At 70.4% G+C, this 22,172-nt stretch carries 22 protein-coding genes; 11 read left to right on the top strand and 11 right to left on the bottom strand.

The genetic code is table 11. The features are described 5' to 3' along the window. Nucleotides 1–12: 12 nt before the first annotated feature. Nucleotides 13–1,167, top strand: a complete 1,155-nt coding sequence (locus AB0M02_RS35085) for an LLM class flavin-dependent oxidoreductase (protein WP_364234961.1) — start codon at nucleotides 13–15, stop codon at nucleotides 1,165–1,167. Nucleotides 1,168–1,438: 271 nt separating this feature from the next. On the opposite strand, the gene AB0M02_RS35090 is transcribed toward AB0M02_RS35085, so the two are convergent. After that, complete coding sequence (locus AB0M02_RS35090; RefSeq protein ID WP_364234963.1) at nucleotides 1,439–3,511, bottom strand: MMPL family transporter; 2,073 nt, start codon at nucleotides 3,509–3,511, stop codon at nucleotides 1,439–1,441. 74 nt (nucleotides 3,512–3,585) lie between these two features. Between AB0M02_RS35090 and AB0M02_RS35095 the strand changes: the two genes are divergently transcribed. Both AB0M02_RS35095 and AB0M02_RS35100 read left to right on the top strand, forming a co-directional pair. Beyond that, nucleotides 3,586–4,113, top strand: a complete 528-nt coding sequence (locus tag AB0M02_RS35095; RefSeq protein ID WP_364234965.1) for a MarR family transcriptional regulator — start codon at nucleotides 3,586–3,588, stop codon at nucleotides 4,111–4,113. A 172-nt stretch (nucleotides 4,114–4,285) separates the two neighbouring features. Further along, a complete protein-coding gene (locus tag AB0M02_RS35100) occupies nucleotides 4,286–5,134 on the top strand; it encodes a tetratricopeptide repeat protein (RefSeq protein ID WP_364234966.1) in 849 nt (282 codons plus the stop codon). Between the two features lie 416 nt (nucleotides 5,135–5,550). Here the strand turns inward: AB0M02_RS35100 and AB0M02_RS35105 are convergent, their stop codons facing one another. Then, nucleotides 5,551–5,958: a MarR family transcriptional regulator gene (locus AB0M02_RS35105; RefSeq protein WP_364234968.1), complete on the bottom strand. Its 408-nt coding sequence runs from the start codon at nucleotides 5,956–5,958 to the stop codon at nucleotides 5,551–5,553. Between the two features lie 204 nt (nucleotides 5,959–6,162). Here AB0M02_RS35105 and AB0M02_RS35110 point away from each other — a divergent pair, with 204 nt between their 5' ends. Next, nucleotides 6,163–7,869 carry an ABC transporter ATP-binding protein gene (locus tag AB0M02_RS35110; protein WP_364235306.1) on the top strand — a complete coding sequence of 569 codons (1,707 nt, stop codon included), beginning with the start codon at nucleotides 6,163–6,165 and terminating at the stop codon, nucleotides 7,867–7,869. Nucleotides 7,870–7,872: 3 nt separating this feature from the next. Here the strand turns inward: AB0M02_RS35110 and AB0M02_RS35115 are convergent, their stop codons facing one another. The 4 genes from AB0M02_RS35115 to AB0M02_RS35130 all read right to left on the bottom strand — a co-directional run bounded on the left by AB0M02_RS35115 (nucleotide 7,873) and on the right by AB0M02_RS35130 (nucleotide 10,929). Continuing rightward, a complete protein-coding gene (locus AB0M02_RS35115; RefSeq protein WP_364234970.1) occupies nucleotides 7,873–8,247 on the bottom strand; it encodes a DUF2267 domain-containing protein in 375 nt (124 codons plus the stop codon). Between the two features lie 73 nt (nucleotides 8,248–8,320). Further along, nucleotides 8,321–8,962, bottom strand: coding sequence for a nitroreductase family protein (locus tag AB0M02_RS35120; protein ID WP_364234971.1), 642 nt, complete (start codon nucleotides 8,960–8,962; stop codon nucleotides 8,321–8,323). A gap of 19 nt (nucleotides 8,963–8,981) precedes the next feature. Beyond that, on the bottom strand, nucleotides 8,982–9,662 hold the full coding sequence (locus tag AB0M02_RS35125; protein WP_364234973.1) for a hypothetical protein: 681 nt from the start codon (nucleotides 9,660–9,662) through the stop codon (nucleotides 8,982–8,984). A gap of 61 nt (nucleotides 9,663–9,723) precedes the next feature. Further along, nucleotides 9,724–10,929, bottom strand: a complete 1,206-nt coding sequence (locus AB0M02_RS35130; protein ID WP_364234976.1) for a citrate synthase family protein — start codon at nucleotides 10,927–10,929, stop codon at nucleotides 9,724–9,726. Nucleotides 10,930–11,086: 157 nt separating this feature from the next. Here AB0M02_RS35130 and AB0M02_RS35135 point away from each other — a divergent pair, with 157 nt between their 5' ends. Beyond that, entirely contained in the window at nucleotides 11,087–12,196 is a 1,110-nt protein-coding gene (locus tag AB0M02_RS35135; RefSeq protein ID WP_364234979.1) for a citrate synthase 2, read from the top strand. A gap of 179 nt (nucleotides 12,197–12,375) precedes the next feature. After that, nucleotides 12,376–13,347, top strand: coding sequence for a hypothetical protein (locus AB0M02_RS35140; protein WP_364234982.1), 972 nt, complete (start codon nucleotides 12,376–12,378; stop codon nucleotides 13,345–13,347). A gap of 210 nt (nucleotides 13,348–13,557) precedes the next feature. Here AB0M02_RS35140 and AB0M02_RS35145 read toward each other — a convergent pair whose 3' ends face one another. From AB0M02_RS35145 to AB0M02_RS35165, 5 genes are read right to left on the bottom strand one after another with little or no spacing between them, the layout of a single operon-like run. Further along, complete coding sequence (locus tag AB0M02_RS35145; RefSeq protein ID WP_364234984.1) at nucleotides 13,558–14,397, bottom strand: alpha/beta fold hydrolase; 840 nt, start codon at nucleotides 14,395–14,397, stop codon at nucleotides 13,558–13,560. Then, on the bottom strand, nucleotides 14,394–15,278 hold the full coding sequence (locus AB0M02_RS35150; RefSeq protein WP_364234986.1) for an SDR family NAD(P)-dependent oxidoreductase: 885 nt from the start codon (nucleotides 15,276–15,278) through the stop codon (nucleotides 14,394–14,396). The genes AB0M02_RS35145 and AB0M02_RS35150 overlap by 4 nt, the downstream gene beginning before the upstream one ends. After that, nucleotides 15,275–16,744, bottom strand: coding sequence for an NAD(P)/FAD-dependent oxidoreductase (locus tag AB0M02_RS35155; protein ID WP_364234989.1), 1,470 nt, complete (start codon nucleotides 16,742–16,744; stop codon nucleotides 15,275–15,277). The genes AB0M02_RS35150 and AB0M02_RS35155 overlap by 4 nt, the downstream gene beginning before the upstream one ends. Next, entirely contained in the window at nucleotides 16,734–17,051 is a 318-nt protein-coding gene (locus tag AB0M02_RS35160) for a DUF4873 domain-containing protein (protein WP_364234991.1), read from the bottom strand. The genes AB0M02_RS35155 and AB0M02_RS35160 overlap by 11 nt, the downstream gene beginning before the upstream one ends. Beyond that, complete coding sequence (locus AB0M02_RS35165) at nucleotides 17,048–17,794, bottom strand: TetR/AcrR family transcriptional regulator (protein WP_364234993.1); 747 nt, start codon at nucleotides 17,792–17,794, stop codon at nucleotides 17,048–17,050. Before AB0M02_RS35165 ends, AB0M02_RS35160 begins: the two co-directional genes overlap by 4 nt. A 51-nt stretch (nucleotides 17,795–17,845) precedes the next feature. Here AB0M02_RS35165 and AB0M02_RS35170 point away from each other — a divergent pair, with 51 nt between their 5' ends. From AB0M02_RS35170 to AB0M02_RS35190, 5 genes are all read left to right on the top strand, one after another. Then, nucleotides 17,846–18,739, top strand: coding sequence for a diiron oxygenase (locus AB0M02_RS35170; protein WP_364234995.1), 894 nt, complete (start codon nucleotides 17,846–17,848; stop codon nucleotides 18,737–18,739). 9 nt (nucleotides 18,740–18,748) lie between these two features. After that, nucleotides 18,749–19,912 carry a hypothetical protein gene (locus AB0M02_RS35175; RefSeq protein ID WP_364234997.1) on the top strand — a complete coding sequence of 388 codons (1,164 nt, stop codon included), beginning with the start codon at nucleotides 18,749–18,751 and terminating at the stop codon, nucleotides 19,910–19,912. A 114-nt stretch (nucleotides 19,913–20,026) separates the two neighbouring features. Then, nucleotides 20,027–20,239: a hypothetical protein gene (locus AB0M02_RS35180; protein ID WP_364234998.1), complete on the top strand. Its 213-nt coding sequence runs from the start codon at nucleotides 20,027–20,029 to the stop codon at nucleotides 20,237–20,239. Between the two features lie 128 nt (nucleotides 20,240–20,367). Next, the gene (locus AB0M02_RS35185) at nucleotides 20,368–21,468 is read left to right on the top strand and encodes a uroporphyrinogen-III synthase (protein ID WP_364235001.1); all 1,101 of its coding nucleotides are present in this window, start codon (nucleotides 20,368–20,370) and stop codon (nucleotides 21,466–21,468) included. A 33-nt stretch (nucleotides 21,469–21,501) separates the two neighbouring features. Then, nucleotides 21,502–22,152 (top strand): CbiX/SirB N-terminal domain-containing protein, encoded by a 651-nt coding sequence (locus AB0M02_RS35190; protein ID WP_364235003.1) that lies wholly within the window; start codon nucleotides 21,502–21,504, stop codon nucleotides 22,150–22,152. Nucleotides 22,153–22,172: the final 20 nt, after the last annotated feature.

The raw sequence follows: 22,172 nt of genomic DNA on the forward strand, positions 1-22,172 counted from the left end.
ATGCTGCGGTCCATGGAGTTTCACTGGTTCCTGCCCACCAACGGCGACAGCCGCGACATCGTCGGCGGCGGGCACGGCACGCCGGTCGGTTCGGCCGGCGGCGTGCGCCCGCTGACCATCGGATATCTCGGCCAGATCGCACGCAGCGCCGAGCAACTCGGGTTCGTCGGCGCGCTCACCCCGACCGGCGCCTGGTGCGAGGACGCGTGGCTGACCACCGCGATGCTCACCGAGGTGACCGAGCGGCTCAAGTTCCTCGTCGCGTTCCGCCCCGGGCTGATCTCACCAACGCTCGCCGCGCAGATGTCGTCCACGTTCCAGCGGCTCTCCGGCGGCCGGCTGCTGCTCAACGTGGTGACCGGCGGGGAGTCGCACGAGCAGCGCCAGTTCGGTGACTTCCTCGACAAGGACGCGCGGTATGCGCGTACCGGCGAGTTCCTCGGCATCGTCAACCGGCTCCTGCGCGGCGAGACGGTGACGTTCGAAGGCTCTCATCTGAAGGTCGAGGACGCCCGGCTGGCCCGGGTCCCGTCATCGCCCCCGGCGATCTACTTCGGAGGATCGTCCAAGGCGGCCGGCCCGGTCGCGGCGTCGCACGCCGACGTCTATCTGACCTGGGGTGAGCCGCCCGCGCAGGTGGCCGAGAAGCTGGCCTGGATCCGGACCCTGAAGCCGGACATGCGGTTCGGCATCCGGCTGCACGTGATCACCCGCGACACCGCGGACGCGGCCTGGGCCGAGGCGGCGCGGCTCCTGCGCAACATCTCCTCCGACGACATCGCGAAGGTGCAGGCCGGGCTGCGGCGCAGCGAGTCCGAGGGCCAGCGGCGGATGCTGGACCTGCACGGCGGCAACCGCGACGGCCTGACCGTCTCGCCGAACCTGTGGGCCGGCGTCGGCCTGGTCCGCGGCGGCGCCGGAACAGCGCTGGTCGGCAGCCATGTCGAGGTCGCCGACCGGATCGAGGAGTACGCGGCGCTCGGCATCGAGGAGTTCATCCTCTCCGGCTATCCGCACCTCGAGGAGGCGTACTGGTTCGGCGAAGGCGTACTCCCCGAACTACGCCGCCGCGGCCTGTGGCGGCACCCGGCGGGGGAGAGGGACACAGCGGCGTCGGCGATCCCGTTCGCGGGCGTCCCGATCGAGGCCCCGACCGCCGCGTCCTGACGGTCCTCCGGCGGCTGCCATCCGTTCGGTGGCTGTCGTCCGTCCCCTGCTGCTGTCGTCCGTCCCCTGCCGCTGTCGCCCCGTCCGGCCGCTGTCGTCCGTCCCCTGCCGCTGTCGCCCCGTCTGGCCGCTGTCGTCCGTCCCTGCCGCTGTCGCCCGTTCGGTGGCTGTCGTCCGCTCGGTCGCTGTCGTTCGCCCGTCGCTTTTCAGCAGCATGCCCGGCCGCGCGTTTCGCGCGGCCGGGCATTTCTGGCGGTGAGGAAAGCTTTGGTTACTGGTTGTGTTCGGCGTCGGCGGTCAGCTTCGTGCGGTTGACCGCCTCCCAATCAGGGCGGGAGCGCTCCTGCGGCGAGTCACCCCCGGTGCCCGGCGGCGCGCCGGCCTTGGCCTGCGGGCGGCCGGGCCACCAGAATCGGTCACCGGTGAGGGTGGCAAGGGCGGGGACCAATACGGTACGCACGAGCAGCGTGTCGAGCAGGACGCCGATGCCGACGATGATGCCGATCTGGGTGAGCGTCACCACCGGCAGCACTCCGAGCACCGCGAACACCGCCGCCAGCAGGATGCCCGCGCTGGTGATGACCGCACCGGTGACAGCGAGCGCGTGCACCATGCCCTCACGCGTGCCCCGTCCCGGCGTCTCCTCCCGCGCCCGGGTGACCAGGAAGATGTTGTAGTCCACGCCGAGCGCGACCAGGAACAGGAACGAGAACAGCGGCACCGAGTTGTCCAGGGCCGGGTAGTCGAACACGTTGCGGAACAGCCAAGAACCCGCACCTAGTGACGCCAGGAAGCTCAGGATCACGGTGACCATCAGCAGCAGCGGTGCGACGAGTGCCCGAAGCAGGACGATCAGCACCAGCAGCACCACCGCGAGGATCACCGGGACGATCACCACGAGGTCGCGCCGGCTGGCGTCGCGGGTGTCCAGGGCGGTGGCCACCGTGCCGCCGACCAGGGCGTCGCCGTCGAGCCGGTCACGCAGCTCGCGGATCGTGGCGAAAGCCTCGCTGGTGTCCGGCGCGGCCTGCAGCACGGCGCTGATGCTGACCTGCTCCGCGGTGCGCTCGGCGATCCGGGCCTGCGCCACGCCGGGCGTCTCGCTGACCGTGCCGAGGACCTCGTCGGCGCGCTCGGGTGAGGTGAGCACGACCGCGGGACCGGCGGCGCCGGCCGGGAAGTAGCGGCTCAGCGTCTCCAGCCCGGCGACCGACTCGGCCTCCACCCGGAACTGCTCGGTCTGCGACAGGCCGACCTTGGTGCCGAGGCCGCCGAGCGCGAGCAGCCCGAGGACCACAGCGGACAGAACGGTCACGGCGACCGGGCGGCGTACGACCGTCCGCCCGACCCTGGCCCACACCCCCTTGCCGTCCTCCGGCCCGGCCTGGCCGACCCGCGGGACGAACGGCCAGAACAGGCCGCGGCCGCAGACGACGAGGGCGGCCGGCAGCACGGCCAGCGCGAAGACGGCGGCGATCGCGACACCAGCGGCCGCGGTCACGCCGAGCGCCGCGTTGGTCTTGAGGCTCGCCAGCAACAACGTGAGCAGCGCCAGGATCACCGTGCCGGCACTCGCGGCGATGGCCGGCCCGGCACCGCGCAGCGCCTTGGCCATCGCGGCGAACCGGTTCTCCTCCCGGTGCAACTCCTCCCGGTAACGAGAGATCAGCAACAGCGCGTAGTCGGTGCCGGCGCCGAACACCAGCACCGTGACGATGCCCGTCGTCGACCCGTTGATCGCCAGGTCGGTGTGCTCGGAGAGGATCGCGATCACCTTGGCCGCCAGCTGATCGGCGAAACCGACCACGAAGAGCGGGACGATCCAAAGAATCGGGCTACGGTACGTGACGAGCAGCAAAATCGTCACCACGACCACCGTGACGATCAGCAGCCGGGTGTTCGCGCCACTGAAACTGTTCGCCAGGTCGGCCCCGAACCCCGCCCCACCCGTCACCTGCGCCGTCACACCGGCCGGCAGCCCGTCTGCGGCCTTGGCCCGCAACTCGTCGACGACCCGGATCGTCTCGGCGCTGTCACCGGTGGCCGCCAGCGGCACGGTGATCAGGGCGGCCTTGCGGTCCTCGGAGAGGATCGGCTGCCCGAGGTCGCGGACGCTCGCCAGGTCGGCGTCGGTGAGCGCGGCGCCGCCCTTGGCGACCACGATGAGCGCCGGGTTGGTCCGCCCGGACGGCAACTCCTTCTGCAACTGCGCGACCCGTGTCGACTCCGCCGAGGCCGGTAGCGACGACGTCTGGTCGTTGTCGGTCCGGGTCGTCCCGGCGAAGGCGAACACCAACCCGCCGATCACGAGGGCCAGCAACAGCGTTGCCCATGCCCGTCTCATGAAGCCTCCAAGAGCGAGAATCTTTACGATCGAGATTGTTCACGACTGGGGAGGAATCTGCAACACTTACCCGCGTGGAAGGGAACGAGACCGCCGAACGGGAGCGGTTGCGCAGAGCGCTGGTCGACCTGCTGAACACGTACAGCAGCGAGGCCCAACACATCGGGCACGCCTTCGCCGGCCGCAACCACCTGCACGCGACCGACATGCACGCCCTGCTGGCCGTCATGCACGCCGAGCGGCGCGGCAGCCCGCTGACCCCGGGCCGGCTGGGCGAGGCGATCGGCCTGTCATCGGGCGCGACCACCGCGCTGATCGACCGGCTGGAGCGCGGCGGCCACCTGCGCCGGAGCCGGGAGAGCACCGACCGCCGGGTGGTGCACCTGCGATACGGCGACGCGGGAATGACGCTGGCCCTGGCGTTCTTCACACCGCTGCGCCCACACACGGACGCGGTGATGGAGAAATTCAGCGTCACGGAGTTGCAGGCGGTCGAGCGTTTCCTCGGCGGGATGGCGGGCGCCCTGGTCGCCTACCGCGACGAACTGCGCGGCAAGCCCTCGACGGGCGGGTCCGGGTCACGGCCGGTGGTGCTGGGCTGACGCCGGCGTTGCCCTGAACACCCAAGGTCGCGGGTGACCGCGGTCGCTTGGATGGTGGGCATCTGGCCCGCCGGTGGCTCGCCGATGACTTGGACCGGTCCCTCGAGGGCGCAACCGCAGCGCAACGATCCGGTTTCACAGGTTGGGGCGGGCGCCGCCGATTCCATGCGGCGTGCGAACCGAGCCCGTCCTGATCGAAGCCGACGCCCTTCTCGAGCGTGGCCGCGCCCACAACGCCGCGAACCTGCTCGCCCCGTTCGTGGCTGGCGAGCCGGAGAACGTAGGCGCCTGGCACCGGATGGCACGGGCCCGCCTGGACCTCGGCGACCCCCAGGGCGCCCTGCGCGCGGCCGGTGCCGCCTGGCAACTCGATCCGGACGGCGCTGAGTCGCTGTTCTGGGTGAGCCGCGCGTGCACAGCCCTCGGCGAGCACCCAGAAGCGATCGAATCGGCATACGCCGCCTGCCAGGACGACCCGGGCAACCCCCGCCTCCACAACCGGCTCGGCGAGGCGCGCCTGGCAGCGGGCCAGACCGCAGAGGCAGCTGAGGGACTACGGGTAGCGGTGGAGTTCGCAGGCTACGACGCCGACCTCTACGTGACCTACGCACTGGCACTCTTCGCCATCGGCCGGCCGCTGAGCTCCCGTGAGGCCCTCACCAAGGCACTGAGCCTCGATCCCGCCCACATAGGCGCCCAAGCAGCCCTGGTCCGCTTCGAGAACGCGATGCGCGGCGTGATCGACGCACCCACCCTTGCCGTCGCGGCCGACGAGTTCGCGGAGACACTGCGCGTGCAGCCGCGCGGCCACCTCGGTGTCCGGCGTGCCCCGGTCCGAGAGGCAGTCGCCTATGTCGCGCGGGTCTCGCTGGTGTGGTTCCTCGCGGCGTTCTGCCTGGTGGCAGCCCTGGACGTGACCGGCTTCGTAGTAGTCGAGAACAGCATCTACGTCGGCCTGATGTGCGCAACGGTAGGCGCCGGCTTGATCGAACGATTCTCGCGCGTTTCCCCACACTCCTGAACCTCCGCGCAATCGCGGCGCGACTGTTGCGCGTTTCTCCAAAGTTCCGACAGGTCCAGCCCTGGGGCACGCCGGACAACGCCACCGGAACACAGCGCGCGGCCCGCGGCGGGGCTCACCGAGCCGGAGGGCCGGTGCGGGGCGCGGCGAGGCTCACCGAGCCGGAGGGTGGGCAGGGCGCGGCGGGGCTCACCGAACCGAAGGGCGGGCAGGGCGCGGCGGGGCTCACCGAACCGGACGACGGGCAGAGCGGGGCGGGTGCGGCGTGCGGCGGGCTCACCGAGCCGAAGGGCGGGCAGAGCGGGGCGGGTGCTGCGTGCGGCGGGCTCACCGAGCCGGCGGGCGGAGTGCGGCGGAAGGCGCGGCTCGCCGAAGCGGATGCTGCACGTTCCCGCGCGTTCCGGCGGAAACAGGGCTCAGTCGCGGAGTTTACGCAGGATCCGGGCCAGAGTCGCGCGGTCGCCCGGACTGAGCTCGGCGAAAAGACGTTCACCCTCAGCGGCCCGCACCTGGCGGATCCCGGTGCCGGTCGCCATGCCCTGATCGGTCAGAGCGACCAGCGTCGCACGACGATCAGCCGGATCCGGGCGGCGCTCGACCAGACCACGGGACTGAAGATCGTCCACGACCTCGGTCGCGGACCGCGGCGCGATGCGCAGGTGCTCGGCGAGCGCGCTGAGGCGCATTTCTCCGTGTTCCATCAACATCGTGAGCGCGCGCGACTGCGACGGTGACACGTTCCACGGCTCCAGCGCGACCCGGGTTCGATGACGCAGGCGCCGGGTGACAGCCCAGAACGCCTCGAGCAGACTCTCGTCCTCCACGGGAACAAGGTAGCAACGGTTGCGGTTGTACCCTCATGTTGAGGTAACCTCATCATTGCTCAGAGCCTCCGAACGCGCATCTTCGTGGACCGCCGGGGGCGTCGACCGTACAGAAACAGGGTTTTGCTCTTGGCTCAAGGATCAGGCCGCGGCGCGGCACGCACACCGACCCCCGCGGAGAAGGCGCAGGCCCGCTCCGTCTCGTTGCGCCGCATCGGCGCTCTCTTCCATGGCCACCGCCGGCAGCTCGCCGTCGTCGTGGCCGTCATCGTGATCTCGTCCGTCCTCTCGATGGGATCACCGTTCCTGCTGCGTGAGGTCATCGACGTCGCGATTCCGCGCAGTGACGTGACCCTGCTGCTCTGGCTCGTCGGCGGCATGGTCGCGATCGCCGCGGTGACCGCCGCGCTCGGCGTCGTGCAGACGTGGATCTCCACCGCGGTCGGCCAGAACGTGATGCACCGTTTACGAACGGAGGTTTTCACGCATCTCCAGCGACAATCCGTCGGCTTCTTCACGCGAACGCGCACCGGCGAGGTGCAATCGCGCATCACCAACGACATCGGCGGCATGCAGCAGGTCGTGACGTCCACCGCCAGCTCGGTCGCCTCGAACTTCACCACCGTCGCCGCCACGCTGGTCGCCATGACGGCCCTGTCCTGGCAGCTGACGCTGGTCTCGCTGATCGTGCTGCCGCCGGCGATCATCCTGACCCGGCGGGTCGCCCGGATGCGCCGGACGATCACCGCGCAACGGCAGCGCGAACTCGCCGACCTCAACGTGATCATCGAGGAGGGACTGTCGATCAGCGGCATCCAGCTCAGCAAGACGATGGGCGCCGGTGCCGCGCAGATCGACCGGTTCACCGCCTCGTCACGCCGGCTGATCGACCTGGAACTGCGATCCGAACTCGCGGGCCGCTGGCGAATGGCCGCGATGAGCATCGTCTTCGCCGTCATTCCGGCGGCCATCTATCTCGCGGCGGGACTCCCGTTCGCGGCCGGCTCGATGAGCATCGGGACGCTGGTCGCGTTCACCACCCTGCAGGGCAATCTGTTCCGCCCGCTGATGAGCCTGCTCGACGTCGGCGTGACGTGGGTGAGTTCGCTGGCACTGTTCGCGCGGATATTCGAATATCTCGATCTGCACGTCGAGGTCGCGGAACCGGCGAGGCCCGTCGAAATGGGCCGGGTGCGGGGCCACCTGCGGTTCGAGGACGTCACTTTCGCGTACGCGGGAAGCAGCACCGCCGCATTGGCGGGAGTGAGCCTGGACGTCCCGGCCGGATCGTCGCTCGCGCTCGTCGGCGAGACCGGCTCGGGAAAGTCGACAATCGCCGCCCTGATCGCCAGGCTGTACGACCCGTCCTCGGGCCGGGTCACGATCGACGGCGTCGACATCTCCCAGATCCCGCTGGCGCGGCTCGCCGAGATCGTCGGTGTCGTCAGCCAGGAGACCTACCTGCTGCACACGACCATCAGGGAGAACCTGCGCTATGCCAAGCCCGGCGCCTCCGACGACGAGATCGTGACAGCGGCCCGCGCCGCGCAGATCCACGACGTGATCGCCGCCCTGCCCGACGGCTATGAAACCGTTGTCGGATCCCGCGGGCACCGTTTCTCCGGCGGCGAGAAACAGCGGATGGCCATCGCCCGGACGCTGCTGCGCGACCCGCGGATCCTCGTGCTGGACGAGGCCACGAGCGCGCTCGACAACGAGACCGAACGAGCCGTGCAGCGCGCTTTCGACGAACTGTCCCGTGGCCGCACCACGGTGACGATCGCGCACCGGCTCTCCACGGTTCGTTCGGCCGATCAGATCGCCGTCATCGACCACGGCCGGATTCTGGAATCCGGCACCCACGATTCACTGCTGCGCGACGGCGGTCGTTATGCCGCCCTGGCCGGATGACCCCTATCCGCCGTTCTCCCCGAGCCGCCGGTATTCGCCCGGCAACTGGGACAGCGCGCGGACCAGCGCCGGACCGCCCGTCTCGTTCAATTCGGTGACGATGGAGCGCACCCCGCGTTCCGTCTCCACCTCGGTGAGCCCGGTACGCCGGCTGAGCTGACGGATGAAGTCGGCAAGCGGCACCGGGCGCGCCCCGTTGTCGTGCTGCGGCAGGCTGGCGGCCAGCTCCGCGGGCAGATATCCGGCCAGTTCCCGGACCACGCCGTTGCTGAACTGGTTGCCCAGTCCCTCCAGCGTGGCCCGGATGAGGTCAGCGGCCTCCTGCTTGGCCAGCCCGGCGTTCTCGGCGACCGTGGCCGCCATTTCCCTCTCGCGCATCGCGCCCCCCTTCCCCGATCCGCCCATGATTCGCGGGGCCGGGCGGAACGTGATCACTCGCGAGGGGTGAATCTCAGCTGTACCGCTCGAACCGGACCACCTCGTCCAGCGGCCGCCGCTTCGGCTGTGCCCAGCGGCCACGGCTCGGATAGCCGAGCGGGATCAGCGCCATCGTCAGCGCGTCGTCCGGCAGCCCGAGCAGCGCCCGCACGTCCTCCTCGTGCCCGATGTGCAGGGTTGTCAGCGTCGCACCCAGGCCATGTGCGCGAGCCGCCAGGATCAGGTGCTGCACCGCCCCGTAGATCGACGACCCGAGCCGCGGGTTGCTCGACTTCGCCGCGCCCAGCAGCACCGGGAAGATCCACACCGGCGCCTCCTCGAGGTGGTTGGCCAGGTGATCCGCGGCGAGGAAGCTCGGCTTGCTCATCGGCCCGCCCTCGGGCGCGTTCAGGATCTGCTCGCGGCGCGAACCGTAGTGGCGTTCCCAGCCCTCCCGGTACCACTCGGCGATCTGCCGTTTGGTGTCCGGATCCCGAACCACGATCCAACTCCAGAACTGCCCGTTCCCGGCGGACGGCCCCCGGATCGCGGCGTCCAGGATCGACCGGATCACGTCGTCGCTGATCGGATCGGTGGACAGGTAGCGGCGGGCCGGCGTCGAGTGCAACGCCTCCAGCAGGGTGAGTTCCTGCGGGTCAGGCTCGGGTGCGGTCATGGCCGAAGCCTACGGTGGATCAGCGTCCTGTCCCGGACTCGGGCCCGCTGTCCGGCCGCGCGTGCCTGCCGGATCCCGGCTTGGGCACCTGCCGCGGCTCCGGCTTCGACGCCGCCCGCGGCTGCCGATTCGCCGGGGGCCGGAGGTGCGGCCTCCGTTCGCCCTGTTCGGCGGCCCGCTGGCTCGGCGCCGGTCCGTTTGCCGGACCCGGTTCGCCCGATGGCGGCTCCTCCTCGGAGGGCGACGACGACGGCGACGACCGCGGCTCGGGCTCACTGTTCACCGGCTCGGGCCGGGGGATCGACGCACGTCCGGCCTGCGGTCCCGGCTTCCCCCGAAACCCGAGCAACGACCGGTCCGGCGCCAGATCCAGCCCCAGCACCCGAAATCCCAGCCGTCCCGGTCCGGCCGGCCCGTCCCGCAGCTCATCCGGCCCGCGGAGCACCCGGACCGCCGCGATGCCCGTCAGCCAGCCCAGCCCCGCACCGAACAGCGGCGGCCACACCGGCCACACCGTCAGCACCACCAGACCAGACAGCGGAAACCAGGCCGAGCGCAGCGGTTTCCAGGGCATCCACGGCACCACGAAGAAGATCAACGCCGCCACGATCGTGCCCACGCCGAACCTGAAGCTCACCGCGATGGCCGATGCCAGCGTGAGCAACCCGAGGACGACCCACCCGATCCGCCCGGCAGTCACTGGCTTCACGGTAGTCGAACTGGACGGTGATCGCGGACCACGTGTGCGACTTGCGAAGAGTTCAGACGGGTGAACGACCGGCATATCGTCCAGATGGCCGGAAACGGGACGGCTGGTCCACGTACTCCTCCAAAGCGTGCGCCAACCACCCCGCCGTCCGCGCCACCGCGAAGATCGCCTCTCCCGCGTCCGCCGGCATGCGGTGATGCAGTGCGAGCGCAGCGAGCGCGAGGTCGACGTTCGGCGCCGCGCCCGACCGCGTCCGCATCGCCTCCGCCAGCCGCGTCGCCGTCTGCCGGATCCGCCCCTCTTCGAGCATTTCGAGCAGCGCCGTCGCACGCGGATCATCGCCCGGATACAGCAGGTGCCCGAAGCCGGGCACCGGAAGACCCGAGCGCAGGCGGTCGGAGATCCCGGCGACAGGGTCCAGGCCGTTGGCCGCTTCCAAGATCAAGGGGTACGCCAGCGCGCTCGCGGCTCCGTGCAGAGGACCGTCGAGTGCGGCCAGACCCGCGCTCACCACCGCGTACGGATGCGCCCGCGTCGACGCCGCGACCCTCGCCGCCACTGTGGACGCCGCCAGGTCGTGATCCGCGAGAAGCACCAGCGCCGCATTGAGTATCCGCAGCCCCGCCTCGGTCGGAGGCTCCGCCGTCAGCCGGCTCCACAGTGCCTCCGCGAGCGAAATGGGTTTCGTCGTGTGCACGCCGGTTCGCGACGGCAGCGCGTGCACCATCACAGCGAGCAGCTGCCGCCCGGTAGCCACCACAGCCGCCGGCGCCGTGTCGAACCGCAACGGGTCAGCCGCCGCCACCGCCGCCACGGTCACCCTGAGCCGATCAGTGAGCCGCGCCGTCCCCGGCAGCGGCCGTGTGACCGCCGAAGCCAGCTCGACCAGCTTGTGATTGACCGGAAAGTCGAGGTGTTCGAGCTCCCCGGTCCAGAGCAGGTGAACGACGGCCTCATAGCTGGCCGTCCGCGCCAGCACGACGGCGTCCCGCCCCCGATAGAACAGCTCCTTCTCCTTGATCAGCGTGACACCCGTCCGGATGTCCGGCGTGGTCCGCTTCCTCCCCGCCACGAACTCGTCCACGTCCCCTTTGCTGAACAGGCTTTTCTTCCCGTCAGCATTGCGCCGACTGCTCAACAGCCCACGACTCACGTACGCATAAACGGTGGCCGGCTTGACCCCCAACCGCTCAGCAACCTCGTCCGTCGTCATGAGCTCCGCAGCCCGCAACGTCGGATCCCCACTCACCACCACCATGACCACCCTCCGCCTCTGTCGCCGGCCACCCACCCCACCACACACGGCAGATTCGCGTCGGCGGCCTGTGGATAACTGCTCAGCGGGCGTGTGCTGATGTTCTCATATTGACTGGATCAACATTGACATCAAGTCGTGTTGATTTCAGATTGAAGTCATGTTGACTGTCAACCCAGGTCTTGCCGGTGTCGTCGCATTCGACACCGAGATCGCTGAACCCGACCGCGACGGCGGCTCCCTGCGCTACCGCGGCGTCGACATCCGCTCGCTGGCCGGCCACGTCTCTTTCGCAGACGTCTGGGGCCTGCTGGCCGACGCCCATTTCGAGGCGCCCCTACCTGCGGCCGAGCCATTCCCCGTACCGGTGAGCACCGGCGACATCCGAGTAGACGTGCAGGCCGCCGTCTCGATGCTCGCCCCGCACTGGCGCCTCGGCCAGCTGATCGACATCGACGACCACCAGGCCCGCGTAGACCTGGCTCGCGCCTCCGCCGCCGTCCTGTCCTTCGTCGCGCAGGCCGCCCGCGGAACCGGTCGACCCGCCGTCCCGCAACATCGGATCGACGCCGGCCGCAACGCCACCGAACAGTTCATGATTCGCTGGCAGGGCGACCCCGACCCGCGTCACGTGACAGCGCTCGACCGTTACTGGATCTGCGCGGCCGAACACGGCATGAACGCCTCCACCTTCACCGCCCGCGTGGTCGCCAGCACCGGCGCCGACGCCCCGGCCTGTCTCTCCGCCGCCGTGGCCGCCCTGTCCGGGCCACTGCACGGCGGCGCGCCCGCCCGGGCCCTGAGCATGATCGAGGCCGTGGAGGCGGGCGCCGACCCGCGTACCCACGTGCGCCAGATCCTCGACAGCGGCCGGCGCCTGATGGGTTTCGGCCACGCCATCTACCGAGCCGAGGACCCCCGCGCGCGCATCCTCCGCGAGACCGCCCGTGAGCTGCTGGCGCCCCGCTACGAACCCGCCCGCGCCCTGGAGCTCGCCGCCCTGGCCGAGCTCCGCGAGCGCAAGCCCGACCGGGTACTGGAGACCAACGTCGAATTCTGGGCCGCCGTGGTCCTCGACTTCGCGGGCGTCCCCGCCGACATGCTGACCGCCGTCTTCAGCTGCGCCCGGACGGCCGGCTGGAGCGCCCACGTCCTCGAACAGAAACGCCTCGGCAAGATCATCCGCCCGTCCGCCGACTACGTGGGCCCGGCCGAACGAGAAGCACCCGAGGTCCCCGGCTGGCAATCCGCACTCAACCGCAACGCCTGACAACCACCGCCGGCGCCCGGAACGCTCCACGCATGCCGTCGGTCACTGACACGGTCGCGACACAACCGGTGCCGCATCCAAACGGGCGGTGGGGCGGTTACTCGCGCTGAACCCGCCGCCGGGCGGGATAGCGGCCGGCGAGCTTGCCGACGGCCCTGGACCATGCGGAAGGCATTTCGATGGTTGTCACCCCGCGGGCGCTGGACGACCCGCACGAGCACTCGTCCGCGAACGATCACCGCGAACCCTCGACCGCGGTGAATGCACACGCGGAAGATCCGGCCGGCACCGAACATGACCGGGCAACGATGCTGCTGCGCCCGCGGTGGGAGCGGGACCGCAGGCCAGCGAGACGCCGGTGGGCCGGACTTTCGTCGCTGACAGGAGTGGTCGGGGAACTGGGCGCCGGTCGTGGGCGAGCGCTGTCGAGCGGCACCCTTGCGACAGCTGTGATCGCGGCTGTCGGGGTCGTGCTGCTCGTGGTGTCGGGGCTGGCCCTGGGCGAGGAGCGCCGCGAGGCTCCCCGGCCGGCAGCTGTCGGCGTCACCCCGTCACCGTCGGACGTGGCTTCCCCGGACGTGGTGGCTCCGCGCGGGCTGGCGCCGTTCGCACCCTACGAGCCGGCCGAGGCCGATCGAGTGGCTTCGAGCAGCCCGCCGCCGCGTCCAGACCAGAGCAGCGGAGTGCCCAGTGCGGTGCCGGCGGTGACGGACCCGATGGTGGCTGCTGAGCCGACGGCTGGGGCAACGGTTGCTCAGCCGGTGCCGCAGCGGGCGACGGGCCGGCCGTCGGGCGGGACGCCACGCACCGAGGCGGCGTCGGTTCGGCTGGGCAGTCCGGGGGACGGGGAGACGCTGGCGGGGACGGCCGGCGTGTCGGGAACGGCGGTACTTCCGGACGGCCATCAAGTCTGGCTGCTCTCACGGCAGGGACAGAGCGGACAGTTCCGGACCGAGGGCGCCTGCCGCGGCGGGCGGTCCTTCGTCTGCGACCCGGTGCGCCTGGACCGCGGCGGCGAGGACCTCTTCCTGCTCGACGTCATCGTCGTCGACCCGCCGACGGCCAGGACCCTCCAGACCGGTGGTTCACTGGAGGCCCTGCCCCGATACGCCGCCCGCGACGGAGTCACCGTGCAACGCAAGTCCGAATAGGAACCGCGCGACGAGCAAGACAACAAGGGAAAACGCGTCGTGCGGGCTGAGCCGGCGGGAACACGCAAGAACGCGTCACGTCACGCGGTTGGTCCGGTAGGCCCACGTGGCCAGTTCGAAGCGGTTCCGAGTCCCGAGCTTGGCCATGAGACCGGTGAGCCGGTCATTACCCGGATCGTGTGGGCGTGGCCGAAAGACACAGGTGCCTGACTAGACCGCGATCCGGGCCAGCACCGGCCGGACGAGGTCGGCGAACTCCTCCGGGCGCTCGATCTGGGGCATGTGGCCGGTGCGCGGAAACATGTGCGACTGCGCATGAGGGAACGCCACCCGCGCTGCCGCCATGTGCGCGCACGGCAGGATCAGATCACGCTCTCCCCAGACGATCATCGTCGGCTTCACGTGCGGAGCCACCCGCCTCAGCAGGTCGTCGCGCCAGGCCGCCGCCACACCACGGAAACCGCCGAGATCCTTGGCGATCTCCAGGTACACGGCGGCGAAGTCCGGCTGCCGCGCGATCTTGATGGCCATCGCCACCCGTTCCGGCGTGACCATGGCACGATCCGCGAAAAGTGTGCGTTCCACGCGAGGGGCGCTCCATCGGTCGATGCGGCGCAGCATCTGGCGTCCCAGCCCGGGGACGGCCAGCATCCGCAGCGCGATGGTCACCTCTTTGCCGAACCCGGCGCTGTTCACGAGCGTCAGCGTGGACACCCGGCCCGGCGACGACGCCAGCATGTTCATGGCGACGGCGCCGCCGAGCGAGTTGCCCATCACGTGCGCCGGCCGCGAGACGCCGAGCGCGTCGAGTGTCGCCCACACGCCGTCGGCGAGCACCGGAAGCGTCGTCGGGGCGGGCATGCGCTGTGACAACCCGAAACCCGGCATATCGATACTCACCACGAAATAGTCCGAGGACAGGAGCGCGTGCTGCGACGACCAGTCCTCGAGACTCCGCCCGATTCCGTGCAGCAGGACGACGGGCGGAGCGGCCGGATCGCCGGTTTCGTGGACACGGATGCGCGTACCGCGTACGTCTTGAAATCTCATCGCTTGACCACCGACCGGGCCGAACCGGTGCTGCGTGCTGTGGTGAGCGCGCGCACGATCCGTGCGTGACCGACCGGCAGAAGCCGGGCCAAGAGATCCGGCGCCTTGGCGCTGATCGCGATGAGCAGCCGCGCCTTTCGCTTCGCGACGGCACGCAAAATCTGATCCGCGGCCTTGTCGGGGGGATAGGTGAGCAACGCGGCGAAGAGCTTGCGGTTGGGTTCGATCTCTTCCTCGGGTACGTGAGAACCGACCAGCGCCGACTCGGCGATCCGTGTCCTGATGCCACCGGGATGAACTGTGGTGACGCCGACGCCGCTGTCGACGAGTTCGCTGCGCAGAGACTCGCTGAGACCGCGCAGTGCGAATTTACTGGCGCTGTACGCACACTGCCCCGGCGGCGCGATCAACCCGAACAGACTTGACACATTGACGAGATGACTTGCGTTAACGAGATGACTTGACGGCGATGCAGTCAACACGGGCAACAGTGCATGCGTCAGCAACAGTGGTGCACGGAAGTTCACGTTCATGACAGTGTCGAACTGGTCGATCGAGATCTGGTCGAAGCGGCCGCCCAGCGCGATCCCGGCGTTGTTGATCAGCAGACCGATCGCGGGGTGCGAGGCGAGCACTGTGGAGGCGACCGAGAGCACGGCGTCGCGGTCGGCCAGATCGGCGACTATCGTCTCGACCTTGATGCCGGGGTGTGCCAGGCGGATCCGGCCGGCGACGCGTTCCAGCCGCTCCTCGTCGACGTCGACCAGCACGAGACTGCTGCCCCGCGCCGCCAGGCCGTAGGCGAGATGCTCGCCGATGCCACTCGCCGCGCCGGTCAGGACGGCGACACGGCCGGCGAACCGGTATTCGGGAAGGCTCATCGAACCACCTCTTCTTTACGGGCGTTGGCGGTACGCCGCGCGAACGTCATGTCCCGGGTGACGTCGGCCCGAGGGGTCGTGACCACGTCGCGCAGGTAGTTCTGCCGGACGATCCACGGCTCGCGATCGCCCTGGAACGGGAACTTGTCGAGGGCGCGCCGCACGTAACCGGAAGAGAGGTCGAGCAACGGACGGCCGGTGCCGGACGGGGCGGTGGGTGTGGCGCTCACGTACCCGTGCCGTTCCATGTGGTCGAGCAACCTGATCAGGTATCGGTGCGACAGATCGGCGCGCAGGGTCCAGGACGCGTTGACGTATCCGATGCAGTACGCGAAATTCGGCACTCCGCTGAGCATCAGACCGCGGTAGGCGGCGTGTGTGCCGACGTCGACCGGAGCGCCGTCGACGGACAGCGCGATTCCGCCGACTGGCAGCAGTGAGAGGCCGGTCGCGGAGACGACCACGTCGGCTTCCAGGATCTTGCCGGAGCGGAGCCGGACGCCCTCCGGCACGAACGTGTCGATGTGGTCGGTCACCACCGACGCGCGTCCCGACGTGATCGACGTGTAGAGATCGCCGGACGGGATCACGCAGAGCCGCTGGTCCCACGGGTCGTAGGCGGGTTTGAAGTGCTCGTCCACGTACCCCGGGTTGTTCAGGTAGCGGAGCGCGATGCCGCGCAGCGCCCGGCGGACCAGCTGCGGGCGGCGCCGCGCCAGCTGGTAGAAGGCCTGGGTGAGCAGGATGTTCTTGGCGCGGGCGACGCGGTTGGCCGCCGCCGGCGGCAGGATCCGGCGTGCCGCGTCGGCGATCACGTCACGGTTCGGGAGCGGTGTCATGTACGTGGGGGAGCGCTGCAGCATCGTCACGTGCGCGGCGTCGACGGCCATGGCCGGCACCAGCGTGACAGCGGTAGCGCCACTGCCGATCACCACGACGCGCTTGCCCCCGTAGTCGAGGTCCTCCGGCCAGAACTGCGGGTGCACGACGTGACCGCGAAAATCGTCGAGTCCGGGAAAGTCGGGCTGGTAGCCCTCGGTGTAGCTGTAGTAGCCGGAGCAACCGTACAAAATCTTGCACGTGTAGACCTGATCGGCGGAAGTGCGCACGATCCAGCGCGCGTCCGGTGTGGACCAGTCGGCGCGGACCACCCGCGTGCCGAACCGGATGTGCCGAGTGATGCCGGATTCCGCCGCGGTCTCCTCGATGTACCGGCGGATCTTGTCACCGGACGCCAGCGCCTCCGGCTCGCGCCACGGCCGGAACGGATAGCTCAGCGTGAACATGTCAGAGTCGGAGCGGACACCGGGGTAGCGGAACAGATCCCAGGTCCCGCCGATCGCGTCGCGGGCCTCGAGAATCGCGTAACTGTCCCGGGGACGCTGCTTCTGCAGTCGCCAGGCGGCCCCGACCCCCGACATCCCGGCCCCGACGATCAACACATCGAAATGAATCTCAGCAGGCATTTTTGTCACTCCTGGGAAGCGGGAACCAGGGGGGTGTTCCGGTTCCGGAGAGGCGGACGCCGCCCCAGGGATCCGGCTCGCTCAGGCGGACCGTGGTCTCCCCGGCCCCCGGCACCACGATCGTCGCCTTGCGCAGGCCATCCCCGACCCGCTCCCGCAGCCCCTCGTCCGGCCCCGTCCGCCCCGCCCACCGGAACCGTCCCTCGATCGGCTCGAAGCGGGCCGACATCCTGATCTGGACCGCGACCGGCCCGTCGGCGAGATGCAGCGTCGCCGGCCCCCGGTACTCCTCTTCGGAAACGCTCATAGATCCCGAGCCCACCCTTCGTGTGCCGCCAGCCCGCCCGGGACGTCCGCGGCACGGCGCATGCCCGCGATGCCGCCCCAGAGGAACGTGGTCAGGTAGTCGCAGAGGGCGTCCCGGCTGATCGGCTGCTGCTGCCGCAGCCACCAGTCACCCACCGACTGCACGTAGCCGACCACCCCGTACGCCCAGGGCAGCGCGGCACCGGAGTCCAGCCCGCGAGCGCGCAGCCGGTCCCCGAAGATGCGGGCGAGTCCGCTCGCCACGGTGTCCATCACGTCGGCGACCACGTCGCGGTGCCGGGCGATGTCAGGCTGGTGCACGACGAACCGGTAGAGGTTCAGGTCGTTCTCGATGTGCGCCAGGTAGACGTCGATGGCCGCCGCGATGATCGCCCGCTCCTCGCGGACCGCCGCGACGGCCGGCACCATCGCCTCGACCACCATCTGGCCGGCCTGCTGGCCGACGGCCAGCCACAGCTCGGACTTGTCGGCGAAGTACCGGTAGAGCACCGGCTTGCTGACCCCGGCGTGTGCCGCGATCGCCTCCATGCCGATGTCCGGGCCGTGCGCCCGGATCGCTTCTATGGCGGCGGTGGTGAGTTCCGCGCGGCGCTGCTCCCGGTGGTTCTCCCAGCGACCGCGGCGACCGTCGGAACGGCCGGACGAACCGGAGGAGCCGGAAGGACCGGAGGAGCCGGAAGGACCGGAAGAGGCGGGATTGACGGGTGGAGTGACCGGGCTCATAGTACTAGAAGTAACTGTTACCGCCGGTAACGTCAAGACCTGGAGGCTGGAATGACGACCGTGACCCCGCCCGATCGCGACCGCACGGCGACCCGGTTGCTCCGTTCCTCGGCCGAGCACTCGTACGACCCGGAGGTGGAGATCGACTGGGAGGCCCCGTTCGCCGACGGCAGGTACTTCGTGCCGCCGCACCGCTCCAGCCTCTACGGCACCGCGCTCTGGGACCGGCTCTCCGAGCAGCAGCGCGTCGAGCTCACCAAGCACGAGGTCGCCAGCATCGCGGGCCTCGGCGTCTGGTTCGAGACGATCCTCATGCAGTTGCTCGTGAGGGAGTACTTCAAGCAGGACCCCACCGCGCCGCACGCGCAGTACGCGCTCACCGAGATCGGCGACGAGTGCCGCCACTCGGTGATGTTCGGCCGCATGATCGCCCGTCTGGGCACTCCGGTCTACCAGCCCAGCGGCTTCAACCAGGCGCTCGGCAAGTGGATCGCGCACACCGGCACCGGCCCGCGGATGTACGCCGCGATCCTGATCGCCGAGGAGATCCTGGACACCCTGCAGCGCGAGGCGATGGCCTGCGAGGACGTGCAGCCGCTGGTCCGCATGGTGTCCCGGATCCACGTGGTCGAGGAGGCCCGGCACGTCCGGTACGCGCGGGAGGAACTCGCCCGGCAGATCCGCGGCGCGGGCCGTGGCCGGCTTGCCTTCGACAAGATCGTGATCGCCCGTGCGGCGTACCTGACCGGAACCCGGCTCGTCGACCCGCGCGTCTACCGCTCGGTGGGCATCGACCCGGAGGAGGGGCGGCGTGCGGCGCGGGCCAACCCGTACCACCGCGAGACGATGCGCTGGGCCGGCGAGCGGGTCGTCGAGTTCCTGCGCGACCTGGACCTGATCGGCGGGCCGGGCGCGGCACTGTGGCGGGCTTCGGGGTTGATCTAGCCTCATCGGATGGACGATTCCCCACTGCGCCGCCTGCTCGAGCATCGCGGCGTTCCGGCAACGGGGGATCCACGCGACCTGGCGCCGCTGCTGGGCTGGCACGCGGCTGATCTGTTCGTGCTGGCCGGCCGCGACGTCCCGGTGGATCTGGCAGCCGCGCCCGGAAGATCCTCGGGGGGCGTGGGTTCGATCGTCGGCCGGGCCGCGGAGATGACGCCCGCCGAGCGGCGTCACCTGCAGGCCGTCATCCGGCGGATGCCCGAGGTGAAGCCGTCCGAGCCGATGCCCGCGGTGAGCGAGGCCGGTCCCGGTCCGATTCTGGGCGCGCTGGTGAAGAACAGAGCCATGAGACGGGTACGCGCTGGCACGCTAATGGTCATCGGCGAGGGGCCCTACGTCTCCGACTCCACGGTGGCCATGCTGTTCGCGGGCCGCGTCGAGCTCACACCGCGCTACGTGAGCGCGTTCGCGTACCTGCTCGGCGTCCCGGTGGCCGACCTCGCCGCGGTGACCGGCGTCGACGGCCATCCGGAGGCCCAGCCGCACCCGGACCACGAAGGCCTGGCCGAGCTCGCGTGGGACGCCCGTCGCCTGACCGCCGAGCAGATCAAGGAGGTGCGGCGGGAGGCGTCCTCCGCGTCGAGTTCCGACCCGCGCCGATACTGCCGCAGATGCGGCACCCGCCACTGGACGGGCGAACACGGCTACGCCCTGGGAACCGGCGTGGACACGCTGCCTGAGCTGGAGCGGCGCCTCGACGTGCTGCTGCTGGCGCTGGGACCCGCGGGGTCGCCACCACCCGACCCGGCCGGCCTCGACGAGGGGACGGCGCTGGTCCGCCGGGTCGATCGGAAACGGCGGGAGGCCGCCGGCCGGATCGACGAGCAGCCGGACCTCGCCGCCCGCCTCGGTCCGGAGATCCTCGACGTGATCCTGCACGACGGCGCCTTCGGCAAGGTGGGCCGGTTCGTCAGAGCGGCCGGCCGCGCGCTCGGCGACCGGACCCTGGCCGAGCGGCTCCTCGCGGCGGCGGAGACCGGCTCGCTCCGGGAGCGTTCCTGCGCCGGCCACTCCTGGGCCTGGATGCCCTCGATGCACGACGCCACCACCGCCGACCTGCGAGCCCGCTTCGAAGCCGCGAGCCGGGCAAGCCGTGATTATGACTACGACTGAGCGCGGCTGCCCGAGCGGTCCGGTGTGATCCGGACGGTCGGAGGGTGGGCCTGTCGCGGCGCACGTGCGAGATTGCGCGCGACAGAGATACACGGCAGTGCAGGGAGTGACCCGATGGACGACGCTCTGGTGGCCTACAACGCCGGGCGGGTGGACGGGGCGGCCGGGCTGCGGGACCCGCAGATCGCCGAGGACCCAGAGGTCGGAGCGGATTACCGGGTCGGCCTCCTGGACGGGCGAATCGCGGCTTTTCACCATATCGCAGAGATTCGGCGGATCCTGGGAGTGGAAGGGTCACTCTTCGACGGCCCGGAAGAGAGCGCATGATCAACTGCTCACAACGGTGAACGTCAGCCAAGTGACCGGCCGTTATTCTCGCGGAAACATGGTCGCGCTGGTCCCGAAATAGGGCCTTAGGACTCTGTGCAACGACAGCGGCACAGGATGGGGACCGGATGATCGAGGGCGCACTGGCCGGGTTCACCGTGGCAGTCACCGCGGAGCGGCGCCGGACCGAGATGGAGGCGCTGCTGGAGCGGCGCGGGGCGCGCGTGGTCAGCGCGCCGGCCATCACCATCATTCCGCTGATCGACGACGAGGCGCTGCACGCCGCCACCGCGGCCTGCATCGGCCTGGAGCCGCACCTGGTCGTGGCCACCACCGGCTTCGGGTTCCGCGGCTGGCTGGAGGCGGCCGAGGGCTGGGGCATCGGCGACCAGCTGCGCGACTCACTGCGCGGCGCGCGGATCCTGGCGCGTGGCCCGAAACCGTGCGGCGCCATCCGGGCGGCCGGACTCACCGAGGAGTGGGCGGCCAAGACCGAGGCGAACGAGGAGATCCTGCAGCGCCTGCTCAGCGAGGGTGTGGCCGGTCAGCGGATCGTGGTGCAGGAGCACGGTGAGCCGCAGACCGAGTTCGTCAACGCGCTGCGCGCGGCCGGTGCGGCAGTGGTCGAGGTGCCGGTCTACCGCTGGGCGATGCCGCCGGACACCGCGCCGGTGAAACGCCTGGCGGACCAGGTCGCCGCCGGCCAGATCGACGCCGTGACGTTCACCAGCGCCCCGGCTGTGAAGGCCTTCCTGCAGATCGCGGGGGAGTCGTCGGCGGACGTCACGGGGGCGTTCGGCTGCCGTACCCTCGCCGCCTGTGTCGGCCCGGTGACCGCCGCGCCGCTGATCGACCTGGGTGTGCCGGTGGTGATGCCGGACCGCTACCGGCTCGGCGCGCTGATCAAGACCGTCACCGACGAGTTGCCCCGCCGGGCGGTCCGCCTGCAGGTCGCCGGCACCGTTCTGGAGGTACGCGGCCACGCCGTCCTGATCGACGGCACGATCCACGCCCTCGCACCGGCCGCGATGGCGATCCTCACCGCGCTGGCCCGCCGCCCGGGCGCCGTGGTGTCGAAGGAACAGCTGGCCGAGGCACTGCCCCGGGGGAACGACGGGCACGCGGTCGACGTGGCGGTGGCCCGTCTGCGTGCCGCCCTCGGTTCCGGCAAACACATCGAGACCGTCATCAAACGCGGTTACCGCCTGCGCGTCGACGAAGCCGCCTGAGGTAGACGTAACTCGACAAAAGGGGAGACGACTGTGCCCGAAACCCTTATCGCCGTCGCCCATGGCACCCGGTCCCCGGCCGGGCGCCGCCAGATCCAGAACCTCGCCGCCGCGGTGGCCCGCCGCCGTCCCGGCCTCGACGTCCGCCTCTGCTACGTCGACGTGCAGGAGCCCAAGGTCGCCGAGATCGTGCGGACGGCGAAGAACGCCGTCGTCGTCCCGCTGCTCCTCTCCTGCGGTTACCACGTGCGCGTCGACATCGCCGAAGCCGTCGCGGGCACGGACTTCCCGGTGACCGCGCCGCTGGGCCCCGATCCGATCCTGCTCGAATCCCTGCGCCGCAACCTCCCGAAGGCCGACGCCGTGGTCCTGGCCGCGGCCGGCTCGTCCGACCCGCTGTGGCGCGCGGACATCGAGAGCGTCGCCGACCAACTGGGTGCGGCGGTCGGTTACACGTCGGGCAGCGGACCGCGGGTGGCCGACGTCGTGGCGGGCCTGCGCCGGACGAACCGGACCGTTGCGGTGGCCGCGTACCTGCTGGCCGAAGGGCTTTTCTACCGTACGCTGCACGCCGCCGGCGCCGACTCGGTGACGCCGCCGCTCTGCCACGACCCGGCAGTGGCCGATCTCGTTCTGCGTCGGTTCGATGCCGTCCGGCTCACAACGGCCGGCAGCGCGTTGTAGGGATTTGCTGACAACAGCGT

The sequence above is a fragment of the Actinoplanes sp. NPDC051861 genome, from assembly GCF_040681145.1.
Lineage (GTDB): Bacteria > Actinomycetota > Actinomycetes > Mycobacteriales > Micromonosporaceae > Actinoplanes.

Bases quoted from the DNA above. Each gene is read 5' to 3' on its own strand.
- AB0M02_RS35085 (WP_364234961.1), top strand. From the start codon at position 13: ATGGAGTTTCACTGGTTCCTGCCCACCAACGGCGACAGCCGCGACATC.
- AB0M02_RS35090 (WP_364234963.1), bottom strand. From the start codon at position 3,511: ATGAGACGGGCATGGGCAACGCTGTTGCTGGCCCTCGTGATCGGCGGG.
- AB0M02_RS35115 (WP_364234970.1), bottom strand. From the start codon at position 8,247: ATGCGCGAGAGGGAAATGGCGGCCACGGTCGCCGAGAACGCCGGGCTG.
- AB0M02_RS35120 (WP_364234971.1), bottom strand. From the start codon at position 8,962: ATGACCGCACCCGAGCCTGACCCGCAGGAACTCACCCTGCTGGAGGCG.
- AB0M02_RS35130 (WP_364234976.1), bottom strand. From the start codon at position 10,929: ATGGTGGTGGTGAGTGGGGATCCGACGTTGCGGGCTGCGGAGCTCATG.
- AB0M02_RS35135 (WP_364234979.1), top strand. From the start codon at position 11,087: ATGTTGACTGTCAACCCAGGTCTTGCCGGTGTCGTCGCATTCGACACC.
- AB0M02_RS35140 (WP_364234982.1), top strand. From the start codon at position 12,376: ATGGTTGTCACCCCGCGGGCGCTGGACGACCCGCACGAGCACTCGTCC.
- AB0M02_RS35145 (WP_364234984.1), bottom strand. From the start codon at position 14,397: ATGAGATTTCAAGACGTACGCGGTACGCGCATCCGTGTCCACGAAACC.
- AB0M02_RS35150 (WP_364234986.1), bottom strand. From the start codon at position 15,278: ATGAGCCTTCCCGAATACCGGTTCGCCGGCCGTGTCGCCGTCCTGACC.
- AB0M02_RS35155 (WP_364234989.1), bottom strand. From the start codon at position 16,744: ATGCCTGCTGAGATTCATTTCGATGTGTTGATCGTCGGGGCCGGGATG.
- AB0M02_RS35160 (WP_364234991.1), bottom strand. From the start codon at position 17,051: ATGAGCGTTTCCGAAGAGGAGTACCGGGGGCCGGCGACGCTGCATCTC.
- AB0M02_RS35165 (WP_364234993.1), bottom strand. From the start codon at position 17,794: ATGAGCCCGGTCACTCCACCCGTCAATCCCGCCTCTTCCGGTCCTTCC.
- AB0M02_RS35170 (WP_364234995.1), top strand. From the start codon at position 17,846: ATGACGACCGTGACCCCGCCCGATCGCGACCGCACGGCGACCCGGTTG.
- AB0M02_RS35175 (WP_364234997.1), top strand. From the start codon at position 18,749: ATGGACGATTCCCCACTGCGCCGCCTGCTCGAGCATCGCGGCGTTCCG.
- AB0M02_RS35180 (WP_364234998.1), top strand. From the start codon at position 20,027: ATGGACGACGCTCTGGTGGCCTACAACGCCGGGCGGGTGGACGGGGCG.
- AB0M02_RS35185 (WP_364235001.1), top strand. From the start codon at position 20,368: ATGATCGAGGGCGCACTGGCCGGGTTCACCGTGGCAGTCACCGCGGAG.